The 315-nt window shown below is 57.1% G+C and carries 2 tRNA genes; both read left to right on the top strand.

Going from position 1 to position 315, the window contains the following annotated elements:
• Positions 1-76 (top strand) — tRNA-Val (locus B1728_RS35575).
• A 15-nt stretch (positions 77-91) separates the two neighbouring features.
• Positions 92-168, top strand: a tRNA-Met gene (locus B1728_RS35570).
• Positions 169-315 lie beyond the last annotated feature (147 nt).

Below are 315 nucleotides of genomic sequence, written 5' to 3'. Positions count from 1 at the left end.
GGAGGCTTAGCTCAGCTGGGAGAGCATCTGCCTTACAAGCAGAGGGTCGGCGGTTCGATCCCGTCAGCCTCCACCATATGTAATCTAACGACGCGGGGTGGAGCAGCCCGGTAGCTCGTCGGGCTCATAACCCGAAGGCCGCAGGTTCAAATCCTGCCCCCGCAACCAAACAAATCCCCAAAAAGTGAAGTAGTTCTAAGTAGCTTATTCCTATTGCTTTCCGGGGACCCCAATTCTTAGTGTGGAGCCGTGGTGTAGAGGCCTAACATGCCTGCCTGTCACGCAGGAGACCGCGGGTTCGAATCCCGTCGGCTC

Origin of the sequence: Paenibacillus sp. 32352, from assembly GCF_002042965.1 — a bacterium.
Classification (GTDB): Bacteria; Bacillota; Bacilli; order Paenibacillales; family NBRC-103111; genus Paenibacillus_S; species Paenibacillus_S vulneris.
This window is presented reverse-complemented; position numbering and strand designations above follow the sequence as displayed.